Genomic DNA, 23,362 nt, shown 5'->3' with positions numbered 1-23,362 from the left:
CCAGTTCACAAAGTGCAGTCAGCCACGAACGACCCTGAGCGAACGCTTCGGAAACAACGCCTAAATTAGCCATGATGCGTGACCTCCCCCTTCGGAGCTCACGGTAAATGCCAACCCGCTGCGGATTCTGCGCGCGGCAGCACCCGAATTATCAGGGATACGTGTAGGGTGGAGATGCACAACCGCTGGACTGTGTAGCAATAGGCTTTATCAAGACGCTTCATCTCGTCCACAGCCGCTGGTTGATTCCTCCTCCTGACTGAGTGCTTAAGTAGCCACAGCAAGCAGGACGCGTACGTCGCGACACCGGCCCAATTGGTCGGGGTTCGCTAGACACTGGAGTGGCCAACCACTCCTGACGCACCTGACACCGACCGTGAGAAGTCGTGTGTGCCGAACGCCGTTTCCGGCAGCCCGGAAACCGACGGTACTACATGAAAAGAATGCTGATTAACGCAACTCAACCCGAAGAGTTGCGTGTTGCACTGGTAGATGGCCAACGCCTCTACGACCTGGACATCGAATCCGGTGCACGCGAGCAGAAGAAGGCCAACATCTATAAAGGCCGGATTACTCGCATCGAACCAAGCCTTGAGGCTGCCTTTGTCGATTTCGGCTCCGAGCGCCACGGCTTCCTGCCCCTCAAAGAAATCTCCCGCGAATACTTCAAGAAAGCCCCCGAAGGCCGCGTCAACATCAAGGACGTCCTGAGCGAAGGCCAGGAAGTCATCGTTCAGGTCGAAAAAGAAGAACGTGGCAACAAGGGCGCCGCCCTGACCACCTTCATTAGCCTGGCCGGTCGTTACCTCGTTCTGATGCCTAACAACCCGCGTGCCGGCGGTATCTCCCGTCGCATCGAAGGTGAAGAGCGCAACGAACTGCGTGAAGCCCTGAACGGTCTGGTTGCCCCGGCCGACATGGGTCTGATCGTGCGCACTGCCGGCCTTGGCCGCAGCAGCGAAGAAATGCAGTGGGACCTCGATTACCTGCTGCAACTCTGGACCGCCATCAAAGAAGCTTCGCTGGATCGTTCCGCGCCATTCCTGATCTACCAGGAAAGCAACGTGATCATCCGCGCCATCCGCGATTACCTGCGCCAGGACATCGGCGAAGTGCTGATCGACAGCGTTGAAGCCCAGGACGAAGCCCTGACCTTCATCCGCCAGGTAATGCCGCAGTACGCCAGCAAGATCAAGCTGTACGAAGACAGCGTTCCGCTGTTCAACCGCTTCCAGATCGAAAGCCAGATCGAGACCGCTTTCCAGCGCGTCGTTGAACTGCCTTCCGGCGGCTCCATCGTTATCGATCCGACCGAAGCCCTGGTGTCCATCGACATCAACTCGGCGCGCGCCACAAAAGGCAGCGACATCGAAGAAACCGCCCTGCAGACCAACCTTGAAGCTGCCGAAGAAATCGCCCGTCAGTTGCGCTTGCGCGACATCGGCGGCCTGATCGTCATCGACTTCATCGACATGACCCCTGCCAAGAACCAGCGCGCCGTGGAAGAGAAAGTCCGCGAATGCCTGGAAGCCGACCGCGCTCGCGTGCAAGTCGGTCGCATTTCGCGCTTCGGTCTGCTGGAAATGTCCCGTCAGCGCCTGCGTCCATCCCTGGGCGAAAGCAGCGGCATCGTTTGCCCGCGTTGCAACGGCACCGGCATCATCCGTGATGTTGAATCGCTGTCGCTGGCGATCCTGCGCCTGATCGAAGAAGAAGCCCTGAAAGACCGCACCGCCGAAGTTCGCGCACAAGTGCCGATCCCGGTGGCTGCGTTCCTGCTCAACGAAAAACGCAACTCGATCACCAAGATCGAACTGCGCACCCGTGCCCGCATCGTCATTCTGCCGAACGATCACCTCGAAACGCCGCACTTCGAAGTTCAGCGTCTGCGCGATGACAGCCCGGAAGCCGCTGTCGGCCAGTCCAGCTACGAAATCGCTGCTGCCGCTGCCGAAGTCGAAGAAGTCCAGCCAGCCGCTGCGACCCGCACCCTGGTTCGCCAGGAAGCTGCGGTCAAGACGGCTCCGGCCCGCGCCAACGCTCCGGTTCCGACCGAAGTCGTCGCTGCCGCACCAGTGGCTGCACCGGCTGCCGCGCCAGAACCAAGCCTGTTCAAAGGCCTGGTGAAGTCGCTGGTCAGCCTGTTCGCGACCAAGGAAGAGCCTGCTGCTCCGGTTGTGGTTGAAAAACCAGTGACCACCGAGCGTCCGGCCCGTAACGAAGAGCGTCGCAACGGTCGTCAGCAGAGCCGCAACCGTAATGGTCGCCGCGATGAAGAACGCAAGCCTCGTGAGGAACGTGCACCGCGTGAAGAGCGCGCACCCCGCGAGCCACGCGAAGCCCGTGAAGAAACTCCGGCCGTAGCCCGCGAAGAACGTGCTCCACGTGAAGAGCGCGCACCTCGCGCCCCTCGTGAAGAACGTGCACCGCGTGCTCCGCGCGAAGACCGCAAGCCACGTGGCGATCGTGAAGAGCGTCCGGTTCGTGAACTGCGCGAGCCTCTGGATGCTGCTCCGGCCGCTGCTGCTGCAACGGCTACCGCTGAAGAGCGTCCGGCTCGCCAGCCACGTGAAGAACGTGCGCCACGCCCACCGCGTGAAGAACGTCAGCCACGTGCGGAACAAGCGGCTGCCGCCGTTGCTGAAGAAGAGTTGACCGGCAACGAAGAGCAACTGCAGGAAGACGGTCAGGAAGGCGCCGAAGGCGATCGTCCACGCCGCCGCTCCCGTGGCCAGCGTCGTCGCAGCAACCGTCGCGAGCGTCAACGCGACGCCAACGGCAACGTGATCGAAGGTTCGGAAGAATCCGAAGGTAACGAAGCTGGCGAAAGCAACGATGCGCCAAGCACTGCGGATCTGGCCGCTGGCCTGGCGGTTACCGCAGCCGTTGCCAGCACCGTGATCAGCGCACCGGCTGAAGCCCAGGCTCACGAGCAAGCTGAACGCGCAACGGCGTCTGTTCAGGAAACGGCTCCGGTTGAAGCGCCAGTGGTTGAAGCAACGACTCCGGTCGAAGCAACCGCCGCGCCGGAAATCGAAGTGGCTCCGGTTCGTGAAGCGTTTGTTCGTGAAGAAGCCCAACCGGTGGTTGAAGCGGCTGTTGTCGCCGAGCCAGTGGTGGCTGCCGAGCCTGCTGCCGAAACTGTCACTGAAACCGTGACCGAAGCTGTCCGCGAAGTTCGTGAAGAACAAACCGCGTTCAACTGGGTTGCCGAGACGGTTGCTGTTGAAGCGCCTGCACCGGTGGCTGAAGCTGTAGTGGCTGAAGCGAAGGTTTCCGAGCCAGTGGTTGTGGCTGCCGAACCTGCTCCAGTCGTTGAAGCACCGGCTCCGGTTGTTGCCGAAGTGGCTGAACCAGCCGTAGAAGCGGCCCCGGTCAGTGCCCTGACGCCAAGCGGCCGTGCGCCGAACGACCCGCGTGAAGTGCGTCGTCGCAAGCGTGAAGCCGAGCGTCTGCAGAAGGAAGCCGAACTGGCTGCCGCTGCGGCACCGGTTGAAGCGCCTGTCGCTGCCGAACCGGCTCCGGTTGTTGCTGAAGTGGTCGAAGCGGCACCTGTTGCCGAGTCGGTCATCGAAGAAGCACCGCGCTCCGTTCAGGAAGCCGTAAAACAACACGAACAAGCCCAGGAAAAAGAGCACGAGCCTAAACCTCTCGTCTAACGCCTAGGCCATAAAAAGCCCCGTCTGGTCACCCAGGCGGGGCTTTTTTATGCCTCCGAACATCGCTCCCACAGGGATTTTATGCAGGTCTGAAGGTCAGTGATTCAGGCACATCGACATCCCACAGCACTCCGGGATCATCCACCACCAACTCAACCACCCTGCCCTGCGCAAACAGCGGCTTGGCCCCTCGATCCCCCGACAACCTCATCAACCCCGGTCCAAAACGGCGACCAAAGCCCACCGGATGCCCAAACTCTCCCTCCAGCACCGGCACGCTGATCGCATCATCAGCCACACCCGCCAGCACATTATCTACCGTCGAAGGCAGGATAAACGGCATATCCCCCAGCACAACCAACCAACCATCCAGCTGCTGACACGCCGCCACACCCGCCGCAATGCTGTCGCCCATGCCTGTCGAGTCGATCAACACAATCTCGCAGCCATACGCTTGAGCCATGCGAATCACCTGCGGACGATCCGCTGTCGTCACCAGCACGCGCCTTTCTATCGTCGCGGGCAGACTCGCCAACACCTGCTCGATCACCGAACGAACCGCCCCGTCGCGCCCCGTGCAGTCGGCCAACAACTTGTCTTTTTCAGCCCCGGCCACCTGACGAAAACGACTGCCCTGCCCCGCCGCCAGCACGATGACGCCGATGGATTCACTCATACAGCCTCCTGCAACGGCTTCTTTTGCTTCAGTTCGACGCCGTTCTTGATCGCCACAATTTCGGCCATCAGTGACAAGGCGATTTCCGCCGGACTGTGGCTGCCAATGTGCAACCCGACCGGGCCATGCAGACGCTCGATAGCGTCTGGCGACAAGCCCAGTTCGGCGAGGTTTTCCCGGCGCTTCACGCTGTTGACCCGCGAACCCAGCGCGCCGACATAAAAGGCCTTGGAATCCAGCGCCGTGAGCAGCGCCATGTCATCCAGGCGAGGATCGTGAGTCAGGGCAACGATGGCCGTGCGTTCGTCAGTCTGGATATTCAGCACTGCCTCATCCGGCATGCCCGAGACAAAACGACCGTGCTGCTCTTCCCACCCATAAACAAACTCGGTGCGCGGATCGCAGATCAACACTTCGAAATCCAGCAACCGCGCCATCTCGGCGACGTAACGGGACAATTGCCCCGCGCCGATCAGCAATAAACGCCAACGCGGACCATAAATCGCGCGCAACGTGGTGCCGTCAAAGCTCAAAACATCGGATTTACTCGCTGACTGCACAACCACTTCACCGGTCGCAATATCCAGCGAACGAGCGACGATTTCATGGGCCTCACAGCGCGCCAGCAATTCGGCTACCCACTGCGGATCGCCGACCCGCTCCTCAGTCAGACGCAACGTGCCGCCGCACGGCAAACCAAACCGTGCGGCTTCCTCGCGAGTAACGCCGTAGGTGATCAACTGCACCGGCGGCCCATCCACCGGGATACGCCCGTCGTGCAGCCGGGCAATCAGGTCATCCTCGACACAACCGCCCGACACCGAACCGATCACCACACCATCTTCACGCAAGGCCAGCATGGCGCCAGGTGCCCGGGGCGCGGTGCCCCAGGTCTGGACCACGCTGTACAGCACCACCCGCTGACCCGCTAGGCGCCATTCGAGCACGCTGCGCAGGACATTCAGATCGACGCTGTCCATCAGGCTTGCGCCTTCTGCCAACCTTGCAGCTGAAAGCGAACCGGCAGGTTACGGATGCGCTTGCCGGTGGCGGCGAAGATCGCGTTGCACAACGCCGGCGCAATCGGCGGCACGCCCGGCTCACCGACGCCGCCCAAGGGCACAACGCCTGGCGGGGTGACCAGATGCACGGCGACTTCCTTGGGCGCCAGGGACATGCGCGCCACTTCGTACATGTGGAAGTTGTCCTGCTGGACCTTGCCGTCCTTGAAGCTGATTTCCCCCAGCACCGCATTGCCCAGGCCCATGACGCAGGCGCCCTCGAACTGCGAGCGGATGCGCTCGGGGTTGATCTGCGGCCCGCAATCCACAGCGATGTCAGCCTTGTGCACGATCAACGTGCCGTCATCTTTGACTTCGACCTCGATCACCGCCGCCACATAGGTGACGAAGCTGTAATGCACCGCCAGCCCCAAGCCTCGGCCCTTGGGCAATTCACGCCCCCAACCCGCGGCTTTCGCGGCGGTTTCCAGCACCGTGCGCAGGCGGCCGGTATCGATCGGATAGCGCTCGGGGGATTCGCCGTAGTTCCACTCTTCACTCAACGTGCGCGGGTCGATCTGACGATCAGGGCCAAGCAGCTTGATCTGGTATTTGAGCGGATCCTGACCGGCCTTGTGCGCCAGCTCATCGACGAAGCTCTGAATCGCAAAGCCATGGGGGATGTTCGACACCGAGCGATACCAGCCGACGCGGGTATGCACCGTCGCTTCCGGGTTTTCCAGGCGCACGTTGGGAATCGCGTAGGCCATGTTGGTGAACCCCATGCCCAGTTCAAACGCTGCCTCGTGGTTCATCCCCGGTGCAAACAGCGCGGTGATACTCGGGGCCACGGTACGGTGCAGCCAGCCGGAGGGCAGGCCGTCCTTGTTCAGGCTGGCTTTGAGGTACTCGGCCGACACGGTGTGGAAATAGGAACAGTGGATGTCGTCTTCACGGGTCCATTGCACCCGCACGGCCTTGCCGGGGAACTCTTTGGCGAGTATCGCCGCTTCAATGATGAAGTCAGGTTTGGACTTTCGACCAAAACCGCCGCCGAGCAAGGTGACGTTAAACGTAACGTTATCGAACGGAACGCCAAGGCGTTCGCCAATCCGTGTACGGGTGACCTGCGGCGCCTGACTCGGCCCCCAGGCTTCGCAGACGCCATCCTTGAAGCGGGCAATGGCAACCATCGGCTCCATCGGTGCCTGCGCCAGGTGCGGCAGGTAATAAGACGCTTCGAGGGTGCTGTCGGCGCTCTTCATTGCTTCGTCGATACTGCCGGTATTGCGCACCACTTTCCCGGGCTTGAGGGACGCCGCTTCGAGTTCCTTGCGATAGGCAATCGAGTCATAACTGGCGTTCGGGCCGTCATCCCACTCGATCTTCAGCGCCTCGCGGCCCTTGATCGCCGCCCAGGTGTTGCTGGCCACCACGGCCACGCCGCCCAACGGTTGAAATTCAGACGGCAGTGGGCTGCCTTCGATCTGCAGGACCTTGATCACGCCAGGGACTTTCAGCGCGGCGCTGGAGTCGAGGGATTTGACCTTGCCGCCGTACACCGCCGGACGCGCAATGGTGGCGTAGAGCATGCCGTCGAAATGCACGTCGGCCCCGTAAATGGCACGGCCGTTGACGATGTCGGCACCGTCGATGGCCTTGGTGCCCTCTTTGCCAATGTAGCGAAACTCCGACGGATCCTTGAGCCGTACGCTGTCACGCGCGGGCACCGCCAGCGCTCCGGCCGCCACAGCCAACGCGCCATAGCCCAATTCACGACCGGACGGTTTATGGATGACTTTGTGCAGTTGCGCATGGCACTCGGCGACCGGCACCTTCCACTGCTCGGCAGCGGCCTGTTCGAGCATGGTGCGCGCGGCGGCACCGCAGCGGCGCATTGGCTCGTACCAGTGACGCATGCTGCGTGAACCGTCGGTGTCCTGGTTGCCGAAACGCACTTCATCGCCTGGCGCCTGTTGCACCTTCACCATCGCCCAGTCAGCGTCCAGTTCATCGGCCACCACCATCGTCAGGCTGGTGCGTACGCCCTGGCCCATTTCCGAACGGTTGCAGATCACGGTCACCGTGCCATCGGCGGCGATGCTGACGTAAACCTTGGGATCATCAATCGCGCCGTGGGGCATGCCGTCGGCGCCGAACTTCTTCGAGGCCTCTTCAGCGAAAACGTCCTGCCAGCCCCAGCTGGCCGCGAGCACCAAGGCACTGGTGGCACCGACCCCTTTGAGGAAACCGCGGCGGCTGAAGTTACTCAGGGCAAAATCATTCGGTAACGGGCTCATGCCTTGGCCTCCTTCAAGTGAGTGGAAGCCTGGCGGATAGCCGTCTTGATGCGGTTATAGGTCCCGCAGCGGCAAATGTTGCCGACCATCGCCTCTTCGATCTGTGCATCCGTAGGATTGGGGTTGGTCTTGAGCAGCGCCGTCGCCGACATGATCTGCCCGCCCTGGCAAAAACCGCATTGGGCCACGGCGGTGTCGAGCCAGGCTTGCTGGACCACTTGCCCGACCGGATCGGCGTGCAGGTTGTCGATGGTGGTGACGTTCTGCCCGACCACCGAACCAATCGGCGTAATGCAACTGCGCGCCGGTGATCCGTCGATGTGAATCGTGCAGGCACCGCACAGGCCCATGCCGCAGCCGAATTTGGTGCCGTTGTAACCGGCCACGTCGCGGATCGCCCAAAGCAGCGGCATGTCCTCAGTGACGTCGAGTGGATGGTCTTGACCGTTGAGTTTCAGGGTAATCATGGGCACGCCCGCATAGATCTAGGGTTATGGGGTCGAGCAATCTGCCGTGGGATCTTGATTCGTGATACGCAGATCGACTCAGGCTAAAGAGGCTCTCTTATGCGACGGGAACGTCTGCACCGGGCCTTTGATGGAGCAAATGCTTGCATCGTTAGGTGGCTAAGTTAACCCAGCATTAACAAAAAAGCCCTGCACAGTGGAAGTGTGCAGGGCTTTGAGATCAGTCCTGAAAGCTTAGCTTCAATACTGGTTGGGCTCCATTTCCAGATCGACATGGAAACGGTCCGAAATGTCTTTCCGGATTCGCTGCGCCAGGTTGAGCAATTGCAGGCCCGTGGCACCGCCGTAATTGACCAGCACCAGCGCCTGTAACTTATGCACGCCGGCATCCTCGTCGCGGAAACCTTTCCACCCCGCCCGCTCGATCAACCAGCCTGCGGCCAGTTTCATTTGCCCGTCGGGCTGCGCATACGCCACCAGATCCGGGTATTCGCCCCTGAGTTGGGCGACCAGCGCCGCTGGCACCAACGGGTTTTTGAAGAAGCTGCCGGCATTGCCCAGCACCGCCGGGTCCGGCAGCTTTTCATTGCGGATGCTGCAAATCGCCTGGCTGACATCCGTGGCCGTCGGGTGCTCGATGCCTTGCTCGGTCAGGCGCTGGCGCACCGGGCCGTATTCCAGATGCAAGTGCGCCGCACGGTGGAGAGTGAAACGAACGCGCAGGATCAGCCAGCGTCCCGGCTCCTGCTTGAACAGGCTGTCGCGGTAAGCAAAGTTGCACTCGGCCAAGGTGAAGTCTCGCAGCTCGCCAGTCTGGCGATCCAGCGCGGTCAGGCCGGCAAACACATCCTTGATCTCGACCCCGTACGCACCGATGTTCTGCATCGGCGCCGCACCGACGGTGCCGGGGATCAGGCTGAGGTTTTCCAGGCCCGACAAACCCTGCGCCAGGGTGTGTTGCACGAACGGATGCCACGGCTCGCCAGCCTCGGCTTCGATCACGACTTTGCTGCCATCATCACTGAGGATGCGAATTCCGCGCGTGGCCATGCGCAGCACCAGCGACTGGATATCGGCGGTCAGCAGCAGATTGCTGCCGCCGCCAATCACCAACAACGGAACGTCATGCTGTGCGGCGTAGGCCAGGGCCTCACGCACGTCAGAATCGCTATGGGCCTCGGCGAACAGGCGAGCCTGAACGTCGACACCAAAGCTGTTGAACGGCTTGAGCGAAACCTGTGATTGAACCTGCAAACTCATAACCGTCCCTTCAATTCGATCACCAGCAAGTCACTGGCGCGCTCGATCAGGTCCAGCACCTGCTCGAAGCCCTGGTCGCCGTCGTAATACGGATCCGGCACTTCATCGAGCTCCGACTGGTAGCGGCGCAGGAACAGGTCCAGCTCGGCCTTGCCCTTGGCCGGCTGCAAGGCCTTGAGGTGCCGCAGGTTGCTGTTGTCCATCGCCAGGATCAGGTCGTAAGTGGCGAAATCGGCGCGGGTGACTTGCTGGGCGCGCTGGGCGGACAGGTCGTAGCCACGCAGTTTGGCCGCAGCCTGGCTGCGTTTGTCCGGCGCCTTGCCGACGTGCCAGTCACCGGTGCCGGCGGAGGCGACCTCAATCTGATCGGCCAGCCCCGCTTCGCGCAGTTTGTGCCGCAGCACACCTTCGGCCGTTGGAGAACGGCAGATGTTGCCCAGGCACACGAACAGAACGCGCATCAGGCCTCCAGCAGGCGACGAACGCGCTCAAGGTCTTCAACGGTGTCGACCCCGGTGGGTGGTGCGATCGACGCGTCGGCGACGTGAATCCGTACGCCGTGCCACAGGGCACGCAGCTGTTCCAGGGATTCGGTGTTTTCCAGCCAGCACGGGCCCCAGCTGACGAAGTCATGCAGGAAACCGGCGCGGTAGGCATAAATGCCAATGTGGCGACGATACGGCACGCCTTCCGGCAGTTGCTCGCGGCTTTTGGCAAACGCGTCCCGCGCCCACGGCAAGGTCGAGCGACTGAAGGTCAGCGCCAGACCATTTAGGTCACTGACGACCTTGACCACGTTGGGGTTGAACAGGGTGTCTACGTCTTCGATCGGCTCCGCGAGGGTGGCCATGCGCGCTTCGGTGTGGGCCGCGAGGTTAGCCGCGACCTGATCGATCACGCTCGGCGGAATCAGCGGCTCGTCACCCTGGACGTTGACCACGATGGCGTCAGGCGCCAGGCCCAGCTTCGCGGCGACTTCGGCCAGACGGTCGGTGCCGGAATTGTGGTCTTCGCGGGTCAGCACCACTTCGGCGCCGAAGCCGTTGCACGCCTCGACGATGCGCGCATCGTCAGTGGCAACCACCACGCGCTGGGCGCTGCTTTTGCTCGCCTGTTCCCAGACATGCTGGATCATCGGCTTGCCGGCGATCAGCAGCAGCGGTTTGCCCGGCAAACGGGTCGAGGCATAACGCGATGGAATGACAACGGTAAAGGCTGTGGTCATTTATCCAGTCGCTCGTCGGTGGTCAGGGTGCGGGCTTCGGTTTCGAGCATCACCGGGATGCCATCGCGAATCGGGTACGCGAGGCCGGCGCCCTTGCTGATCAGCTCGGTCTTGTCGGCGCTGAGCTTGAGTGGGCCTTTGCAGACCGGGCAAGCGAGGATGTCGAGCAATTTGGTGTCCATGAGCATTCCCTGGATAAAAACGGAGTTAAGGCAAAAGACGAGCCGGCAACAGGCGCATCAGCTGCGTATCGAACCAGGCCACGAAGGCCGGCGATGGCGCAGCATCGACCGCCAGGTACCACCAATCGGCGGCGGCGAAGGCACGGCACTTCACCGCGTCCTTTTCAGTCATCACCAACGGCAATGACGGTGTGAAATTCAAGGCCTGCACGCTGTATTCGGCGTGGTCGGCAAACGCATGCGGGACAGGTTTGCAGTGTAGCGTTTCGAGGGTGGTGAAGAAACGCTGCGGATTGCCGATCCCGGCTACGGCGTGCACCGCCTGACCTGCGGGGAAGTGATCGAGGGGACGTCGTTCACCGCTGCGCAAGTTGATCAGGGCGGTCGGTTGCAACTGGAAGGCAAACCCGCCGTCGCGATCCTCCGCGGCGCCGTTGTAGAGCACCGCGTCGACGCTTTGCAGGCGTTCGACTGGCTCACGCAACGGCCCGGCTGGCAGGCAACGCTGGTTGCCCAGGCCTCGGGCGGCGTCGATCAGCACCAGTTCAAGGTCGCGGGCCAGACGGTAATGCTGCATGCCGTCATCGGAGAGGATCAGGTCCAGCGGCTCGCTCGCCAGCAGTGCTTCTACCGCGCGGCTGCGGTCCGGGTCGATCATCAACGGCACGCCGGTACGCTGGACGATCAACAACGGTTCATCACCCGCCACTTCGGCACGTTGGTCGGCTTTGACCCGCCAGGGTAGCTGCGGCGGCTTGGCGCCGTAACCACGACTGACCACGCCCACCCGCAAGCCACTGCGCTGGCAATGCTCGATCATCCACAGGATCAGCGGCGTCTTGCCGGTACCGCCCACGGTGATATTGCCGACCACGATCAGCGGCACGGGCGGTTGATAGATCTCGCCCTCACCCGCGAGGAAACGCTTGCGCTTGTTCATGACCACCCGCCGATACAGCCACTCCAGTGGCTGCAGCAGCTTCAGGGCCGGATGACCTTCGTACCACGCGGCGAGCAAGCGATCAGACATGGCCATCAATGCGCGGGCGGCGCCGCCTCGACAGTGGTCATGCGCAAGTGGCTGAAACCGAGCTTGCCGGCGGCGTCCATGGCGGTAATGACAGACTGATGCTGCGTCTTGCCGTCAGCGCTGATGGACAGCGGCAGATTAGTGTCGCCGTTGGACTCTTTTTGCAGCGCTTCCATCACCGTTGCCAGGTCGCTCTTGGGCAGGACTCGATTGTTCACCGAGAACACGCCTTCGGCGTTGATACCGATGTCCAGTTGCTTGACCTGCTGATCCTCAGCTGGCGAACCACTGACCGCTTCCGGCAAGTCGACGCGCAACTGGGTTTCACGGGTAAACGTGGTCGTGACAACGAAAAACAGCAGCAGGATGAACACCACGTCGATCAGCGACGCGAGGTTGATGTCTACCGTTTCCCGCGGCTTGCGGCGGAATTTCACGCTCGGCCCTCGGTCAGGTCCACATCACGGTCACCCTGCACCACCTCGACCAGTTTGATCGCTTCCTGCTCCATGCCCACCACCAGTTCATCGATCCGGCGTTGCAGGAAACGATGGAAGAACACCGACGGGATACCAACCATCAGGCCCGCAGCTGTGGTGATCAAGGCTTTGGAAATGCCGCCGGCGAGCACCGCGGCGTTGGTGCCCATGCCTGTGCCCATGAACGCGCTGAAGATATCGATCATGCCCAGCACCGTCCCCAACAACCCCAGCAACGGGGCCATGGCGGCGATGGTGCCCAAGGCGTTGATGTAACGCTCCAGTTCATGGATGACCCGGGCGGCGGCCTCTTCGATGCACTCTTTCATGATCTCGCGACCATGCTTGGAGTTGGCCAGGCCCGCCGCCAGGATTTCGCCCAACGGCGAGTTGGCGCGCAGTTCCTTGAGTTTTTCTTTATTGAGCTGTTTGTCTTTGATCCAGACCCAGACCTGGCCGAGCAAGTGCTCGGGGGTCACACGGCTGGCGCGCAGGGTCCACAGGCGCTCGGCGACGATGGCCATGGCCGCGATGGAACTCAGAATGATCGGCAGCATCATCCAGCCGCCGGATTTGACCAATTCCCACACAGTGACAGTCCCCTCGAAAAAGTGCGCCACTCTAACATAGGGGGTCGGCGCACCGAAGACCGTGATGTCGCATCCGGTCGGGCTTTAATAACTCTCGGCTATTTATTGACCGGCGGTGGATCGCGCCAGAAACGCCGGTCCAGACGCATCGTCCACGGAGGCTGGAAACACCCCAGTTGCAGATAAATGGCACCGTGCTCGGCGCTGTCGTAAATCGCCATGCCGCGTTTTTGATAACGCGCCACGACCGTGGGGTGCGGATGGCCAAAGGAATTGCCCTGGCCACGGGAGATCAATACGGCCTTGGGTTGCAACACGTTCAAAAGAACCATTGACGAGGAACTGCGGCTGCCGTGATGCGGTGACTGCAACCAATCGGTGGCCACCGCCAGCGAACTCTCCAACAAGACCCGTTCGGCAGCGGTGTCGATATCACCGGTCAGCAACAGTCGCTCGCCGCTGGCTTCTATTTGCAAGACGCAGGATTTCTGATTGCGGTCCTGGGCTGACGTCCATTGCCACAATTGGAAATTCACACCGTCCCAAGTCCATTGCCGGCCACTTTCACAGCCTTGGGCTTGCAGTGCGTCAGGTAAACCCTCGGGATCGCCACTGAGTATCTGCTTGACCGGCAGGCCATTGCTCACGGCTCGCGCTCCGCCTGCGTGATCGGCATCGGCGTGACTGATCAGCATCAGGTCGAGGCCCCTTACCCCGAGTTTGCGTAACGACGGCAGCACCACCCGCTCCCCCATGTCCAGATCGCCGAAACGCGGCCCTGCGTCATACAGCAGCGTGTGATGTCGGGTCCGCACCAGAATGGCCAAACCTTGACCGACGTCCAGTTGCCAGACATCGGCCCTGCCTTCCGGCAACAACGGCCGAAGCGGGAACACCAGCAACAACAGCAGCGGCCATCCTAATGGGCGTAGAGGCACGCCTCGCGGCAACAACAGCAGGACGGCGCCCAATGTACCCAGTGCCCAACACCACCACGGGATCGCCACCGGCACCCACGCCGGCAAATGCCCGGCCATCATTGTCAGCGCCCAGAACATCCCGTCGATCAAACCGCCCGCCAGCCATAGCAAGCCTTCGCCCACATAAGGGACGAGCAACAACAATGTCCCGAGCAAGGCGGGCGGCAACACCACCAGGCTGATCCAGGGCACGGCCAGCAGATTGACCACCGGCCCGCTGAGGCTGATCGGCAAGCCGAGCACCAGCAGCAACGGGCACAGGCCGATCGCGATCAGCCATTGAGCCCGCGTCCAGGTTTGCCACCATCGCCAGGGGCCCAGCCGCCCGCCAAAGGTGAAGATCAACACCCCCACGGCGGCGAAGGACAACCAGAAACCCGGCTGCAGGCTGGCCAACGGATCCAGCAGCAAAACACCATTGAGCGCCAGCAACAGCGGCCACCAGGCGCCGAGGTGACGAAAGCGCAGCCGCCATAGCAGCACCAGACCGATCATCACGCAGGCGCGTTGCACCGGAACGTCGAAGCCGGCCAGCAGCCCGTAAGCCAGCGCCGCCGAGAACGCCAGCCCGCAGGCCCATGGCAGCCACGGTAAACGGCCTGGCCAGAGGCCAAACCGCGCCAACCCGGCGATCAGCAGGTAGACCAGCCCCGCCAACATTCCGATGTGCTGCCCGGAAATCACCAGCAGATGCACCGTGCCGGTGTCTTGCAGCACCTGCCACTCCTCACGGCTCAGCCCGGCGCCATCGCCCAGTACCAGCGCGGTCAACGCGGCGGTTCGGCCTTGGGCATCGACCGCGAGTAAACGCTGGCGGATACCGTCACGCCAGGCCCATCGGGCTTCGGCGAGTCGCTCACCGTCCTTGACCGTGCCGATCGCACCGATGCGTTGAGCCAGCAGCCAGGCGTCGTAATCGAAGGCATGCGGATTGAGCAGCCCGACAGGACGCTTCAATTTGACCGCCAGTCGCCAGCGTTCGCCGCTGCTGACCGGCGGCCCGCCATACCAGGCCAGGCGCAAACGCCTGGGCAGCTTCGTTCGCCTGGATTGACTGTCCGTCAGTTCGAATCGCACCACGCCGTCGGCATTTTGCGCCAGCCCCGTCACCCGCCCTTCAACCCAACGGGTTTCGCCGTCGAGTTTTTGTAGCAGCCGATCATCCAGCGCCCACTGCGCATTCGCGCACGCCCAACTGAAGCCGAACAGGAAAAACGCCAACGGATACGTCCGAAACGGCAGCAGCATCAAACCCGACAGTGGCAGCCACATCCAAAACCAGACCGGCGGTAAAACCGGCAAAAAACGCAGGGCCAACAAACCCAGCGCGAGCGCCAACATCCCTGTGCGCATACACTCATCCTTGAGAGTCCCCACCTAGGCATAGCCGGCCAACCGCACCGGCGCCGTTATCAATTGTCACAAAGTCTGAATGGGCGGTTCGTAGAATCCAGACATACTTGCCGCCTTAACCGACCGAGAAGCCTTATGCCCCGGCGCTTGTTCAAACGCTACATGCCAGACCCGACCAGCATCAGGGAACACAAATCCTTACGCTTTCTCGGCACCCTGCTGCATGACCCCAACCTCTGGCACCTCAACCGTCACTCCGTGGCCCGCGCGATGGCGGTTGGCCTGTTCGCGGCGTTTCTACCGATCCCGTTGCAAATGCTCCTGGCTGCGGTGCTGGCGATCATGGTGCGAGGCAACATGCCGATTGCGGTGAGCCTGGTCTGGCTGACCAACCCGATCACCATGCCGGCGGTGTTTTTCTGCACGTACCAGACCGGGGCCTGGCTGTTGGATGTGCCCACTCGCCAGTTGCCCGACTCTTTGTCCTGGGAATGGGTCAGCAGCGAATTGTCGACGTTATGGCAACCGTTTTTGCTGGGTTCGGTGGTGACAGGGTTGGTGTTGGGGGCTCTCGCCTATTTCCTGACCATGACGTACTGGCGGTGGTGGGTGGCGCGCCAGTGGAAGCGGCGCAAGAAAAGCCGGATGTAGGAATGCAAAACGGCCTCCATTGTTGGAGGCCGTTTTTTCATGCGGTGTTTGTGCTGGCGGTCTTGAATCAGGTACGCATCCCGCGCCCACTGACCAGCAACCGTGCGCAACCGACATACAACACAATCGTCGCCACCAGCATAAAGGTGATTGCGATGCTGATCTTGATGTCCGAAACCCCAAGAATGCCGTATCGGAACGCGTTGACCATGTGCAACACCGGGTTCGCCAGGGACACGGTCTGCCAGAACGGTGGCAACAGGGAGATCGAGTAAAACACCCCGCCCAGGTAAGTCAGCGGTGTCAGCACGAAGGTCGGGATGATCGAGATGTCATCGAAGTTGCGTGCAAACACGGCGTTGATGAAGCCCAGCAGCGAAAAGATCGTCGCCGTCAGTACCACCACCAGAATGGTCACGCCCAGGTGATGCACCTGCAAATCGGTGAAGAACAGCGACAGTATCGTCACGATGATCCCGACCATCAGCCCGCGCAACACGCCGCCCAGGGTATAGCCGATCAGAATCGTATGCGGCGACACTGGCGACACCATCAGTTCCTCGATGGAACGCTGGAACTTGCTGCCGAAGAAACTCGAGACCACGTTGCCATAGGAGTTGGTGATCACCGACATCATGATCAGCCCCGGCACGATGTACTCCATGTAGGTGAAGCCACCCATGCCACCAATCTGCTTGCCGATCAGATTGCCGAAGATCACGAAATACAAAACCATGGTGATGGCCGGCGGCAGCAGCGTCTGCGGCCAGATCCGGGTAAAACGCCGGACCTCACGGTAAACGATGGTATTGAGGGCAACGAGGTTGGGCTGCAGCTCGGAACTCATACCGCCACCTTCGACAGATTTTTCTCCACCAGGGACACGAACAACTCCTCGAGGCGATTGGTTTTGTTGCGCAGGCTCAGCACTTCGATGTTTTGCTGCGCCAGTTGAGTAAACAGCGCGGTGATGCCCATGGCCTTGTCGACCTGGACTTCCAGCGTGTGACCATCGAGCAGTCGGGTCGGGTAGCCGAGTAACTGCGGCGCACTGGTCAACGTGTTTTTGATGTCGAGCAGGAAGGTTTCCACATGCAGTTGGCTGAGTAACTGTTTCATGCTGGTGTTTTCGACAATAGTGCCGTGGTCGATGATGCCGATGTTGCGGCACAACTGCTCAGCCTCTTCCAGGTAGTGCGTGGTGAGGATGATGGTGATGCCTTTCTGGTTCAGCTCGGTGAGGAAGGTCCACATCGAGCGACGCAGTTCAATGTCCACACCCGCCGTCGGTTCGTCGAGGATCAGCAGACGCGGTTCGTGGACCAGCGCACGGGCGATCATCAGTCGACGCTTCATGCCGCCGGACAGTGAACGCGACGGCACATCGCGTTTGTCCCACAGCCCCAGTTGGGTCAGGTATTGCTCGGCGCGTTCCTTGGCGATTTTCGGCGGGATGCCGTAGTAACCAGCCTGGGTGACGACGATGTCGAAAGTCTTTTCAAACTGGTTGAAGTTGAATTCCTGGGGCACCACGCCGATGCAACGCTTGAGCGCCGCCGGCTCCTTGTCCAGGTCGTGACCGAAGATATTCACCGTTCCGCTGGTCTTGTTCACCAGGGTCGAGAGAATGCCGATGGTCGTGGATTTGCCCGCGCCGTTAGGGCCGAGCAGGGCGAAGAAGTCACCTTCGGCAACGTCCAGATCGATACCACTCAGGGCCTGGAAACCGTTGCCGTAGGTTTTGGTTAGCTGCCGGATGGACAGAGCGGAACTCATATCGGATTACGCACCAAGAAGGAAGAAAGGGATAAAAGACGGCCTGCGGCGACTGGAGCAACCACGGCACATGAGCGCAATGGTGCTTGTCGCCGCCACACAAGTACAGTCAAGTGTGTCGATAGTGAGTATTAACTCAACGCGGTCATAACGGCTTTTTGATACGCCGGACGCTGTTTCAACCGGGCATACCAGGCTTCGAGGTGCGGCTGCGGCGCCCGCTCGATCGGCATCTCGAACCAGGCATAAATAAAACTGCCGAGCGGAATATCGCCCATGCCGATTTCATCACCGGACAGGTAAGGTTTGATCGACAACGCTTGATCGGCCATCGACAGCAGCTCAGTGCATTCTTTGATTGCGGCGTTGATGGCCGACCAGTCCTGCTTGTCTGCCGAAGTGCGCATCACGCCCCAGAATACGGTGCGGAACGGGCCGGCGAGGCTTGAAGTGGTCCAGTCCATCCACTTGTCGGCCGTGGCGCGAGCTTTTACATCCGCCGGATACCAGGCGCTGCCGTCGGCATATCGGGCCATCAAGTAACGCACGATGGCATTGGATTCCCACAGGACAAAGCCGTCATCCTCGATCACCGGAATGCGACCGTTGGGGTTCATCGCCCGGTACTCCGGTGTATCGACGACACCAAAGGCGCCGCCCGCATCGATGGCCTCGTAGGCCAGCCCCAGCTCTTCGGCGGCCCACAAAGGCTTTCTGACATTCGACGAGTTTTTACGACCCCAGATCTTCAGCATGACCGCCTCTTTTTCGATAAGTGGGCAGGCAGCATACGCCGGATCAGGCGCGACTCAAATCGCTCTGCATATCCCCCAGCAGGGCCGGCAGTGTGTCGCTGAACAAGTGTGGATAGCACTTTTCCAGGTGCTCGAAAAAGAAGGCTTCCGGCACGTCGGTGAACTGGCCGTGATCGACCAGGTACTCCATCAACTGCGCGCCATCGCGATTGAACGGATGAAAGACACTGTCGTTGATCCCGTCGAATTCCAGCGGCGCAACATTGAACAATTCACAGAGTTGCTGGTTGAAGGCCGGCGTGGCCTTGACCCAGCGGTCGTTCAGATACAGCTCGGTGTAGCCGTGCATGGCGAACACATCGCTTTTCAGCAGTTCGAGCAAGCGCGGGGTCGACAGGTGATTGCGCACGTCCGCCAGGCCGATGCGCGCAGGGATCCCGCAATGTCGTGCGGCACCGGCCAACAACGTGGCTTTGGGCACGCAATAGCTTTCCCCGGCGGCCAGCGCATAACTGCCGCGCAAGGTCTCTGGGTTGCGGCTGAACGTGTAGGGGTTGTAACGCACGGCCTCGCGCACCGCGTAGTAGAGGTTGATTGCCTGCTCAAGCGGATCGCGACCACTGCCGCGGTGTTTTTCGGCGAACTCCACCACCGAGGGGTGGTCACTATCGATGAAGCGGCCGGGACTCAAGTACTCGTGCATGAGATCAATCTCCTGGGGAAGCCCCGAGTCTAGCGACAGGCTCAGCACAGAGATAACGACGTTTCGGCCAAACATGCGCGTATTGTCGCGTAGGAAACGAACGAATTCCCGAGCGTGTTGCCAACCGAGCCTACAAATCTCGCCCAAGGTTTCCCACGATTTCAATCACCTCGCTCTGACCACCCTGTTTGGCGGATGCCGTCTAAGCTCTGAAGGTTGGTTTTACCCTGGTTCACGGAGGATTAAATATGCTGCTGTTGTGGATACTGGTTCTGATTGTCGGGATAGCCTGGTTAGCCCATCGTCGCACCGCCCCCCTGCCCGCCCTGTGCATTATTGCCGTCTACATCGTCGCGATGGGCGCTTTCAGCCACGCGCCGGGTTGGCTGCTGCTGGTGTTCTGGGTGTTGATTGCAGCCGTTGCGGCCCCCTTGCTGCTGCCCGACCTGCGTCGCAAGTTCTTCAGCGCGCCGCTGTTCAGCTGGTTCCAGAAAACCCTGCCGCCGATGTCGCAAACCGAACGCGACGCCATCGACGCCGGCACCGTATGGTGGGACGGCGAATTGTTCAGCGGCCGTCCGGACTGGGACAAATTGCTGTCCTATCCAAAAGCCCAACTGACTGAGGAGGAACAGGCTTTCATCGACGGCCCGACCGAGGAACTCTGCGCCATGGTCACCGACTGGCAGATCGGGCAAGACATGGACCTGCCCGCTGAAGCCTGGACACACATCAAGGAAAACGGCTTCTTCGCGCTGATCATTCCCAAGGAATTTGGCGGCAAGGGCTTCTCCGCCTACGCCCACTCACAGGTCGCGATGAAACTGGCGACCCGCAGCGGCGATCTTGCGTCCACCGTGATGGTCCCCAATTCCCTCGGCCCGGCCGAACTGCTGCTGCATTACGGCACCGATGAACAACGCAATCATTACCTGCCAAGGCTGGCCCGTGGTGACGACATTCCGTGCTTCGCGTTGACCGGTCCGCTGGCCGGTTCTGACGCCGGGGCAATGCCCGACACCGGGGTGATCTGCAAAGGTGAATGGGAAGGCAAGGAAACCCTCGGCCTGCGCCTGAACTGGGAAAAGCGTTACATCACCTTAGGCCCGGTGGCGACCCTGCTCGGCCTCGCCTTCAAGGCCTATGACCCGGACCACTTGCTGGGAGACAAGGAAGACCTGGGCATCAGCCTGGCGCTGATTCCAACCGACACGGCCGGTGTTGAAATCGGCCGCCGTCACCTGCCGCTGGGGGCCGCGTTCATGAACGGCCCGAACTCCGGCAAGGACGTGTTCGTGCCGCTCGATTTCCTCATCGGCGGCCAGGAAATGCTCGGCAAGGGCTGGATGATGCTGATGAATTGCCTGTCGGTCGGGCGTTCGATTTCGTTGCCGGCAGTCGGCACCGGCGCGGCCAAGTTCACCAGTCTGGTGACGGGGCAGTACGCTCAGGTTCGCGAGCAATTCAACGTTCCATTGTCGGCGTTCGAAGGGATTCAGGAAGCCATGGCGCGCATCGGCGGCAACGCCTGGATGATGGACGCGGCGCGAATGTTGACTGCCAACGCGGTGGACCTGGGTGAGAAACCGTCGGTGCTCTCGGCGATTCTCAAGTATCACCTTACCGAACGCGGTCGCGAGTGCATCAGCCACGCGATGGACGTTCACGGCGGTAAAGCCATCATCATGGGACCGAACAACTACCTCGGTCGCAGCTGGAATGGCGCGCCGATTTTCATCACCGTGGAAGGCGCGAACATTCTTTCGCGCAACCTGATGATCTTCGGCCAGGGTGCCATTCGCTGCCATCCGTTCGTACTCAAGGAAATGGCCCTCGCCGGTCGTGAAGACAAGGACCAGGCCCTTACCGAGTTCGATGGCCTGCTGCTCAAACACATTGGTTTTGCCGTGAGCAATGCCGCCAGCACGTTGGTGCTGAACCTCGGTTTCGGGCACTTCGAGCACACGCCGGGCAACACGCTCAGCCAGGGCTACTTCCGCGCGCTCAATCGTCAGGCCGCAGCGTTCGCCATGCTGGCGGACCTGAGCATGATGCTGTTGGGCGGTGAACTGAAACGCCGCGAACGCCTGTCTGCACGCCTCGGGGATGTACTCAGCAACCTGTACCTCGCCTCTGCCGCCCTCAAGCGTTACCACGATCTCGATTCACCAGAGCACATGGCGCCGCTGTTTACCTGGGCCATGGAGGAAAGCCTTGGTCAGTCGGAACGGGCACTGGATGAACTGCTGACCAACTTCCCGAACAAGGTACTGGGTTGCCTGTTGCGGGTGATCGTGTTCCCGTTCGGCCGTCGACACAAAGGGCCATCGGACAAACTCGGCGCCGAAGTGGCTGCCGTGATTGGTCGCGCCAAGGGCGACCCGACGCTCGAAGAGCTGCTGGGCGGTTGCTACCGTCCGCAATCGGCCGAGGACGCCGTCGGTGCTTTGCAACACGCCTGCAATTTGTTGAACGCTGCGCAGCCGCTGCAGAAAAAACTGCACATCGCGCTCAAAAGTGGCCAGGTCAAACCGGCCGCCGGGGAACACGTCATCGATGCCGCGCTGGAGGCGGGAGTATTGCAGGCAACGGAAGCGCAAACCCTGCGGGCCGCCGAAGCGGCACGACGCAAGGTGATCGACGTCGATGATTTTGACAAAGGAGAACTGGCATTGGCACCCGGAAAGGTCCGCTGATCCAGTGCCCCCATGCAAAACGGGCGCAGGGGCTTTATACTCCCGCGCCCGTTTTGCTCTTGAGGACTTATCTCGTGTCCAACGTCGTTGCCGACCATCTCGTCTTGCTTGACCACTTGCGCAGCATCCTGGTCGCCGTGGGTGAGGCCGAACAGGTTCCCGAAGAAAGCCATGCCTTGTTCCTGGAGCGCTTCGATGAATTGCGTGCGTTGCTGCCGGTCGATCCGATCGAAAGCCAATACCTGGGCCAGGACATTCTCTGCCAGGTAATCACCCGCTACCCGCAAATTGCCCACCTGGTTCCGCGCGACCTGCTGTGGTACTTCGCCGGTGACTGCCTGCATTACATGCCCGATGATGAAATCGATCTGTATCAGGCGCTGGAAGAACGTCGCTTCGAAGCTGAACAGAACGACGAACCGTTTGACTGGAACCAGGAAAAGCAGCTGCTGGCGATGTCGAACGACGACAGCAAGCACTGATTTCCGACCAGTTACACAAAAGGCCCGCATGGTTGAACATGCGGGCCTTTTTTGTGCGATCAAAACAAGCCGTCACTCTCGGGCAGCTCATACTCCGATACGCCCATCACCAGACTGCTCGACTTACCGGGCTTGCCCAACGTCGGCTCCTTCTCCAGACACTCCACCAAGTAATCAATCAATACCCGTATTTTGGGAGGCAGGTACCGAGTGGGCGAATGCAGCAACCAGGCCCCGCCGTGGTAGGAGGCCAGAAAGGTCCAGTCCGGCAGCACTTGCACCATCACCCCCTTCTCCAAGGCCCGCCGCGCCGTGAAATACGGCAGGCTGCCAATGCCGATGTGCTGCAATACCGCTCCAAACCGTACGCCAGTATGATTGGCGGCATATCGCCCGCGCACACCGACAGTCACCGATTTGCTGCCTTTCTTGAATTTCCAGCGCGCATCGCTTGGGGTTTCACCCAGGTAGATACAACTGTGATTGAGCAAGTCATGGGGGTGCGTCGGCGTCCCGTGTTCGGCCAAATATTGCGGTGTCGCACAGAGCAAATGGTCGATCGTCAGCAACTGCCGCCCCACCAGCCCCGAAGGTGGCCGATCGGTGATGCGAATCGCCAGGTCGACGTGATCATCGATCAAATCGACCTGGCGATCTTCAAGCATCAGTTCTACATCCACTTTGGGATAGCGGCGTAAAAACTCCGGCATGTGCGGGTGAATCACAATTCTTCCCACCGCTTTTGGAACGCTCAGACGCACCAACCCTTCGGCTTCGTCAGTGAACTGCCCGCTGATTTCCATCACCGACTTGGCCGCGCTGACCATTTCCTGGCAACGCTTGAACACTTCTTCGCCACCGTCGCTCAAGCGTAATTTGCGCGTGGTTCGTTGCAGCAGGCGCGTGGCCAGCGCCTTCTCCAGCCGCGAAATGCTGCGACTGACCGCCGAAGGTGAAGAACCCAGTTGGCGGGCCGCCTCGGAAAAGCTGCCGGTCTCGACAACCTTGACGAAAATCGCCATTTCCCCAAGCAGCGGCAGTGGAAGATTTATGCTCACAGCGCAACAGTCCTTTGATGTTTGAACGGATTATCACGC

At 60.9% G+C, this 23,362-nt stretch carries 21 protein-coding genes; 4 read left to right on the top strand and 17 right to left on the bottom strand.

What is annotated here, in order from left to right; all coding sequences use genetic code 11:
• Positions 1 to 434: 434 nt before the first annotated feature.
• Positions 435 to 3,659, top strand: coding sequence for a ribonuclease E (gene rne / locus D882_RS0115175; RefSeq protein WP_027924034.1), 3,225 nt, complete (start codon positions 435 to 437; stop codon positions 3,657 to 3,659).
• Between the two features lie 79 nt (positions 3,660 to 3,738).
• Here rne and D882_RS0115170 read toward each other — a convergent pair whose 3' ends face one another.
• The 12 genes from D882_RS0115170 to D882_RS0115115 all read right to left on the bottom strand — a co-directional run bounded on the left by D882_RS0115170 (position 3,739) and on the right by D882_RS0115115 (position 15,202).
• Positions 3,739 to 4,335 (bottom strand): NTP transferase domain-containing protein, encoded by a 597-nt coding sequence (locus D882_RS0115170; protein ID WP_027924033.1) that lies wholly within the window; start codon positions 4,333 to 4,335, stop codon positions 3,739 to 3,741.
• A complete protein-coding gene (locus D882_RS0115165) occupies positions 4,332 to 5,315 on the bottom strand; it encodes an XdhC family protein (RefSeq protein WP_027924032.1) in 984 nt (327 codons plus the stop codon). Before D882_RS0115165 ends, D882_RS0115170 begins: the two co-directional genes overlap by 4 nt.
• On the bottom strand, positions 5,315 to 7,636 hold the full coding sequence (locus D882_RS0115160; RefSeq protein ID WP_027924031.1) for a xanthine dehydrogenase family protein molybdopterin-binding subunit: 2,322 nt from the start codon (positions 7,634 to 7,636) through the stop codon (positions 5,315 to 5,317). The genes D882_RS0115165 and D882_RS0115160 overlap by 1 nt, the downstream gene beginning before the upstream one ends.
• Positions 7,633 to 8,103 carry a (2Fe-2S)-binding protein gene (locus D882_RS0115155; RefSeq protein ID WP_027924030.1) on the bottom strand — a complete coding sequence of 157 codons (471 nt, stop codon included), beginning with the start codon at positions 8,101 to 8,103 and terminating at the stop codon, positions 7,633 to 7,635. The genes D882_RS0115160 and D882_RS0115155 overlap by 4 nt, the downstream gene beginning before the upstream one ends.
• A 240-nt stretch (positions 8,104 to 8,343) precedes the next feature.
• Positions 8,344 to 9,363, bottom strand: a complete 1,020-nt coding sequence (murB, locus tag D882_RS0115150) for a UDP-N-acetylmuramate dehydrogenase (RefSeq protein WP_027924029.1) — start codon at positions 9,361 to 9,363, stop codon at positions 8,344 to 8,346.
• Positions 9,360 to 9,824 (bottom strand): low molecular weight protein-tyrosine-phosphatase, encoded by a 465-nt coding sequence (locus D882_RS0115145; RefSeq protein WP_027924028.1) that lies wholly within the window; start codon positions 9,822 to 9,824, stop codon positions 9,360 to 9,362. The genes murB and D882_RS0115145 overlap by 4 nt, the downstream gene beginning before the upstream one ends.
• A complete protein-coding gene (gene kdsB, locus D882_RS0115140; protein WP_027924027.1) occupies positions 9,824 to 10,588 on the bottom strand; it encodes a 3-deoxy-manno-octulosonate cytidylyltransferase in 765 nt (254 codons plus the stop codon). Before kdsB ends, D882_RS0115145 begins: the two co-directional genes overlap by 1 nt.
• On the bottom strand, positions 10,585 to 10,770 hold the full coding sequence (locus D882_RS0115135; RefSeq protein WP_007945752.1) for a Trm112 family protein: 186 nt from the start codon (positions 10,768 to 10,770) through the stop codon (positions 10,585 to 10,587). The genes kdsB and D882_RS0115135 overlap by 4 nt, the downstream gene beginning before the upstream one ends.
• 25 nt (positions 10,771 to 10,795) lie before the next feature.
• On the bottom strand, positions 10,796 to 11,806 hold the full coding sequence (gene lpxK, locus D882_RS0115130; protein ID WP_027924026.1) for a tetraacyldisaccharide 4'-kinase: 1,011 nt from the start codon (positions 11,804 to 11,806) through the stop codon (positions 10,796 to 10,798).
• Entirely contained in the window at positions 11,806 to 12,237 is a 432-nt protein-coding gene (locus D882_RS0115125; RefSeq protein ID WP_027924025.1) for a biopolymer transporter ExbD, read from the bottom strand. The genes lpxK and D882_RS0115125 overlap by 1 nt, the downstream gene beginning before the upstream one ends.
• The gene (locus D882_RS0115120; RefSeq protein WP_027924024.1) at positions 12,234 to 12,869 is read right to left on the bottom strand and encodes a MotA/TolQ/ExbB proton channel family protein; all 636 of its coding nucleotides are present in this window, start codon (positions 12,867 to 12,869) and stop codon (positions 12,234 to 12,236) included. Before D882_RS0115120 ends, D882_RS0115125 begins: the two co-directional genes overlap by 4 nt.
• A 98-nt stretch (positions 12,870 to 12,967) precedes the next feature.
• Positions 12,968 to 15,202, bottom strand: a complete 2,235-nt coding sequence (locus D882_RS0115115; protein WP_027924023.1) for a DNA internalization-related competence protein ComEC/Rec2 — start codon at positions 15,200 to 15,202, stop codon at positions 12,968 to 12,970.
• Positions 15,203 to 15,337: 135 nt separating this feature from the next.
• On the opposite strand from D882_RS0115115, the gene D882_RS0115110 reads away from it, so the two are divergent.
• Entirely contained in the window at positions 15,338 to 15,853 is a 516-nt protein-coding gene (locus D882_RS0115110) for a DUF2062 domain-containing protein (protein WP_027924022.1), read from the top strand.
• Between the two features lie 67 nt (positions 15,854 to 15,920).
• On the opposite strand, the gene D882_RS0115105 is transcribed toward D882_RS0115110, so the two are convergent.
• The 4 genes from D882_RS0115105 to D882_RS0115090 form a co-directional block, all read right to left on the bottom strand.
• The gene (locus D882_RS0115105) at positions 15,921 to 16,700 is read right to left on the bottom strand and encodes an ABC transporter permease (protein ID WP_027924021.1); all 780 of its coding nucleotides are present in this window, start codon (positions 16,698 to 16,700) and stop codon (positions 15,921 to 15,923) included.
• Entirely contained in the window at positions 16,697 to 17,629 is a 933-nt protein-coding gene (locus D882_RS0115100; RefSeq protein WP_027924020.1) for an ABC transporter ATP-binding protein, read from the bottom strand. Before D882_RS0115100 ends, D882_RS0115105 begins: the two co-directional genes overlap by 4 nt.
• A gap of 131 nt (positions 17,630 to 17,760) precedes the next feature.
• Positions 17,761 to 18,384, bottom strand: coding sequence for a glutathione S-transferase family protein (locus D882_RS0115095; RefSeq protein ID WP_027924019.1), 624 nt, complete (start codon positions 18,382 to 18,384; stop codon positions 17,761 to 17,763).
• A 43-nt stretch (positions 18,385 to 18,427) separates the two neighbouring features.
• Complete coding sequence (locus D882_RS0115090; RefSeq protein WP_027924018.1) at positions 18,428 to 19,087, bottom strand: transglutaminase family protein; 660 nt, start codon at positions 19,085 to 19,087, stop codon at positions 18,428 to 18,430.
• A gap of 248 nt (positions 19,088 to 19,335) precedes the next feature.
• Here D882_RS0115090 and D882_RS0115085 point away from each other — a divergent pair, with 248 nt between their 5' ends.
• The gene (locus D882_RS0115085) at positions 19,336 to 21,783 is read left to right on the top strand and encodes an acyl-CoA dehydrogenase (protein ID WP_027924017.1); all 2,448 of its coding nucleotides are present in this window, start codon (positions 19,336 to 19,338) and stop codon (positions 21,781 to 21,783) included.
• A 74-nt stretch (positions 21,784 to 21,857) separates the two neighbouring features.
• Positions 21,858 to 22,265, top strand: a complete 408-nt coding sequence (locus D882_RS0115080; RefSeq protein ID WP_027924016.1) for a PA2817 family protein — start codon at positions 21,858 to 21,860, stop codon at positions 22,263 to 22,265.
• Between the two features lie 59 nt (positions 22,266 to 22,324).
• Here D882_RS0115080 and D882_RS0115075 read toward each other — a convergent pair whose 3' ends face one another.
• Positions 22,325 to 23,323 (bottom strand): LysR family transcriptional regulator, encoded by a 999-nt coding sequence (locus tag D882_RS0115075; protein WP_027924015.1) that lies wholly within the window; start codon positions 23,321 to 23,323, stop codon positions 22,325 to 22,327.
• Between the last annotated feature and the right edge of the window lie 39 nt (positions 23,324 to 23,362).

The organism is Pseudomonas sp. URMO17WK12:I12, from assembly GCF_000514395.1.
Classification (GTDB): Bacteria; Pseudomonadota; Gammaproteobacteria; order Pseudomonadales; family Pseudomonadaceae; genus Aquipseudomonas; species Aquipseudomonas mucoides.
Note: the sequence above shows the minus strand (reverse complement) of the source record. Positions and strands in the feature narration are given on the sequence as shown.

Excerpts from the sequence above, each read along its gene's own strand:
- rne (WP_027924034.1), top strand. The coding sequence starts at position 435 with ATGAAAAGAATGCTGATTAACGCAACTCAACCCGAAGAGTTGCGTGTT.
- D882_RS0115170 (WP_027924033.1), bottom strand. The coding sequence starts at position 4,335 with ATGAGTGAATCCATCGGCGTCATCGTGCTGGCGGCGGGGCAGGGCAGT.
- D882_RS0115165 (WP_027924032.1), bottom strand. The coding sequence starts at position 5,315 with ATGGACAGCGTCGATCTGAATGTCCTGCGCAGCGTGCTCGAATGGCGC.
- D882_RS0115160 (WP_027924031.1), bottom strand. The coding sequence starts at position 7,636 with ATGAGCCCGTTACCGAATGATTTTGCCCTGAGTAACTTCAGCCGCCGC.
- D882_RS0115155 (WP_027924030.1), bottom strand. The coding sequence starts at position 8,103 with ATGATTACCCTGAAACTCAACGGTCAAGACCATCCACTCGACGTCACT.
- murB (WP_027924029.1), bottom strand. The coding sequence starts at position 9,363 with ATGAGTTTGCAGGTTCAATCACAGGTTTCGCTCAAGCCGTTCAACAGC.
- D882_RS0115145 (WP_027924028.1), bottom strand. The coding sequence starts at position 9,824 with ATGCGCGTTCTGTTCGTGTGCCTGGGCAACATCTGCCGTTCTCCAACG.
- kdsB (WP_027924027.1), bottom strand. The coding sequence starts at position 10,588 with ATGACCACAGCCTTTACCGTTGTCATTCCATCGCGTTATGCCTCGACC.
- D882_RS0115135 (WP_007945752.1), bottom strand. The coding sequence starts at position 10,770 with ATGGACACCAAATTGCTCGACATCCTCGCTTGCCCGGTCTGCAAAGGC.
- lpxK (WP_027924026.1), bottom strand. The coding sequence starts at position 11,806 with ATGGCCATGTCTGATCGCTTGCTCGCCGCGTGGTACGAAGGTCATCCG.
- D882_RS0115115 (WP_027924023.1), bottom strand. The coding sequence starts at position 15,202 with ATGCGCACAGGGATGTTGGCGCTCGCGCTGGGTTTGTTGGCCCTGCGT.
- D882_RS0115110 (WP_027924022.1), top strand. The coding sequence starts at position 15,338 with ATGCCCCGGCGCTTGTTCAAACGCTACATGCCAGACCCGACCAGCATC.
- D882_RS0115105 (WP_027924021.1), bottom strand. The coding sequence starts at position 16,700 with ATGAGTTCCGAGCTGCAGCCCAACCTCGTTGCCCTCAATACCATCGTT.
- D882_RS0115100 (WP_027924020.1), bottom strand. The coding sequence starts at position 17,629 with ATGAGTTCCGCTCTGTCCATCCGGCAGCTAACCAAAACCTACGGCAAC.
- D882_RS0115095 (WP_027924019.1), bottom strand. The coding sequence starts at position 18,384 with ATGCTGAAGATCTGGGGTCGTAAAAACTCGTCGAATGTCAGAAAGCCT.
- D882_RS0115090 (WP_027924018.1), bottom strand. The coding sequence starts at position 19,087 with ATGCACGAGTACTTGAGTCCCGGCCGCTTCATCGATAGTGACCACCCC.
- D882_RS0115085 (WP_027924017.1), top strand. The coding sequence starts at position 19,336 with ATGCTGCTGTTGTGGATACTGGTTCTGATTGTCGGGATAGCCTGGTTA.